The sequence below is a fragment of the Rheinheimera tilapiae genome (genome assembly GCF_042432165.1).
Classification (GTDB): domain Bacteria; phylum Pseudomonadota; class Gammaproteobacteria; order Enterobacterales; family Alteromonadaceae; genus Pararheinheimera; species Pararheinheimera tilapiae.
Genome location: NZ_JBHLXP010000002.1, coordinates 1 through 3,779, shown reverse-complemented (window position 1 = coordinate 3,779; position 3,779 = coordinate 1). Strand labels below are relative to the sequence as shown.

Below are 3,779 nucleotides of genomic sequence, written 5' to 3'. Positions count from 1 at the left end.
GTCCGCCGCTAACGTCAGAGGAGCAAGCTCCTCGTCTGTTCGCTCGACTTGCATGTATTAGGCACGCCGCCAGCGTTCATCCTGAGCCAGGATCAAACTCTCCATAAAAAATTATGATGTTTGATTAGCTCATAAATACTAAATAGTTTGTAACATTTCGTTACTGTTTATTGGAATTAACGTTGACATATTGTCATTCAGTTTTCAATGTTCATTTCTAATCAACAAGAATTAATTATACATCTTAAGCATAGTTAAGTCAACAAAAAATTCAAGTTAATTTATTAATATATTCTATTAATCCACAAAAAAATGACCAACAGGTCAAAAGTAGATTGCCTGGCAACGTCCTACTCTAGCGGAACGTCAGTCCGACTACCATCGGCGCTAAGGAGCTTAACTTCTGTGTTCGGCATGGGAACAGGTGTGACCTCCTTGCCATTGTCACCAGACAAATGAATGATTATACATTCAAAACTAGATAGTAAGTAAGATTTTGCGTCGCAAAACGTTTTTTAAAAATTGATTAAGTCTTCGATCGATTAGTATTCGTCAGCTCCACGTGTCACCACGCTTCCACCTCGAACCTATTAACCTCGTCATCTTCGAGGGATCTTATAACCGAAGTTGGGAAATCTCATCTTGAGGGGGGCTTCATGCTTAGATGCTTTCAGCACTTATCCCGTCCATACATAGCTACCCAGCTATGCCGTTGGCACGACAACTGGTACACCAGAGGTATGTCCATCCCGGTCCTCTCGTACTAAGGACAGCTCCTCTCAAATTTCCTACGCCCACGACGGATAGGGACCGAACTGTCTCACGACGTTCTGAACCCAGCTCGCGTACCGCTTTAATGGGCGAACAGCCCAACCCTTGGGACCGACTACAGCCCCAGGATGCGATGAGCCGACATCGAGGTGCCAAACCTCCCCGTCGATGTGAACTCTTGGGGGAGATAAGCCTGTTATCCCCGGGGTAGCTTTTATCCGTTGAGCGATGGCCCTTCCATGCGGAACCACCGGATCACTAAGTCCGTCTTTCGACCCTGCTCGACTTGTAGGTCTCGCAGTCAAGCTCCCTTATGCCTTTACACTCTATGAATGATTTCCAACCATTCTGAGGGAACCTTTGAGCGCCTCCGTTACCTTTTAGGAGGCGACCGCCCCAGTCAAACTGCCCGCCTGACACTGTCTCCCACCACGATAAGTGGTGCGGGTTAGAAAGCCAACACAGCTAGGGTAGTATCCCACCAACGCCTCCACGTAAGCTAGCGCTCACGTTTCAAAGGCTCCTACCTATCCTGTACAAGCTGTGCCGAATTTCAATATCAGGCTACAGTAAAGCTCCACGGGGTCTTTCCGTCCTGTCGCGGGTAACCTGCATCTTCACAGGTACTATGATTTCACCGAGTCTCTCGTTGAGACAGTGCCCAAATCGTTACGCCTTTCGTGCGGGTCGGAACTTACCCGACAAGGAATTTCGCTACCTTAGGACCGTTATAGTTACGGCCGCCGTTTACTGGGGCTTCGATTCGTAGCTTCGCAGAAGCTAACCACTCCTCTTAACCTTCCAGCACCGGGCAGGCGTCAGCCCCTATACATCACCTTACGGTTTAGCAGAGACCTGTGTTTTTGATAAACAGTCGCTTGGGCCTATTCACTGCGGCTCTTCTGGGCGTGAACCCTAAAGAGCACCCCTTCTCCCGAAGTTACGGGGTCATTTTGCCGAGTTCCTTAACGAGAGTTCGCTCGCTCACCTTAGAATTCTCATCTTGACTACCTGTGTCGGTTTGCGGTACGGGCACCTGTTATCTATCTAGAGGCTTTTCTCGGCAGTGTGAAATCAACGACTCGAGGAAACAATTTCCTCTCCCCATCACAGCTCAGCCTTATGAGTGCCGGATTTGCCTAACACTCAGCCTTACTGCTTGGACGTGCACTCCAACAGCACGCTTCGCCTATCCTACTGCGTCCCCCCATCGATTAAAACGATACTAGGTGGTACAGGAATATCAACCTGTTATCCATCGCCTACGCCTGTCGGCCTCAGCTTAGGACCCGACTAACCCAGAGCGGACGAGCCTTCCTCTGGAAACCTTAGTCAATCGGTGGACGGGATTCTCACCCGTCTTTCGCTACTCACACCGGCATTCTCACTTCTAAGCGCTCCACATGTCCTTGCGATCATGCTTCGACGCCCTTAGAACGCTCTCCTACCATTGTCCAAAGGACAATCCACAGCTTCGGTAATATGTTTAGCCCCGGTACATTTTCGGCGCAGTGTCACTCGACTAGTGAGCTATTACGCACTCTTTAAATGATGGCTGCTTCTAAGCCAACATCCTAGTTGTCTGGGCAACGCCACATCCTTTTCCACTTAACATATATTTTGGGACCTTAGCTGGTGGTCTGGGCTGTTTCCCTTTCGAACACGGACCTTATCACCCATGTTCTGACTCCCAAGTTAAATTAATTGGCATTCGGAGTTTGTCTGAATTCGGTAACCCGAGAGGGGCCCCTCGTCCAAACAGTGCTCTACCTCCAATAATCATCACTTGAGGCTAGCCCTAAAGCTATTTCGGAGAGAACCAGCTATCTCCAAGTTCGATTGGAATTTCTCCGCTACCCTCAGTTCATCCGCTCACTTTTCAACGTAAGTCGGTTCGGTCCTCCATTCAGTGTTACCTGAACTTCAACCTGACCAAGGGTAGATCACCTGGTTTCGGGTCTACGACCAAATACTCAACGCCCTATTCAGACTCGCTTTCGCTGCGGCTCCACATTTGCTGCTTAACCTTGCATCAGATCGTAACTCGCCGGTTCATTCTACAAAAGGCACGCCATCACCCATTAACGGGCTCTGACTACTTGTAAGCACACGGTTTCAAGTTCTCTTTCACTCCCCTTCCGGGGTACTTTTCACCTTTCCCTCACGGTACTGGTTCACTATCGGTCACTAGAGAGTATTTAGCCTTAGGAGATGGTCCTCCCAGATTCCGACGGAATTTCACGTGCTCCGTCGTACTCAGGATCCACTCAAGAGAGAATATGTTTTCGACTACAGGATTATTACCTTCTTTGATTCATCTTTCCAGATGATTCGTCTAACATGTTCTTTTGTAACTCCGTATAGAGTGTCCTACAACCCCAACAAGCAAGCTTGTTGGTTTGGGCTCTTCCCGTTTCGCTCGCCGCTACTCAGGGAATCGATTTTTCTTTCTCTTCCTCCGGGTACTAAGATGTTTCAGTTCTCCGGGTCTGCCTTCTGACATGCTATAAATTCACATGTCGATAACATGACATAACTCATGCTGGGTTCCCCCATTCGGAAATCTCTGGATCAACGCTTACTTACAGCTACCCAAAGCATATCGTCGTTAGTAACGTCCTTCATCGGCTTCTAGTGCCAAGGCATCCACCGTGCGCCCTTAATAACTTAATCTATGTTTCCACCATATTTTGAATTGTTATTCAAAATAAATAGCTAAAACTAGTTATTAATCTTGTGAGTGTTCTTTCGAACACTAGCGATTATTTATGAATTCAAGCTTATTTAAAACTCTATTCACTCGGTTTTGCTTGGTAAAATCTTACTTACTTATCTAGTTTTCAATGTACAAATGAATGTTAATAAACATTCAAAACTGAATACAATATGTCACGTTATTCCCTCATCTTCGTAGAAGATGTTCCGAATATATCCTTAGAAAGGAGGTGATCCAGCCGCACCTTCCGATACGGCTACCTTGTTACGACTTCACCCCAATCATTTGTCCC

Annotated in this window: 4 rRNA genes; all 4 read right to left on the bottom strand. The window is 47.2% G+C overall.

Annotated elements, in window-relative coordinates:
* Positions 1-108 (bottom strand): 16S ribosomal RNA (locus tag ACFFJP_RS10945); the annotation flags it as partial.
* A 229-nt stretch (positions 109-337) separates the two neighbouring features.
* Positions 338-452, bottom strand: a 5S ribosomal RNA gene (gene rrf, locus ACFFJP_RS10940).
* 70 nt (positions 453-522) lie between these two features.
* A 23S ribosomal RNA gene (locus tag ACFFJP_RS10935) occupies positions 523-3,444 on the bottom strand.
* A 265-nt stretch (positions 3,445-3,709) separates the two neighbouring features.
* A 16S ribosomal RNA gene (locus tag ACFFJP_RS10930) occupies positions 3,710-3,779 on the bottom strand; the annotation flags it as partial.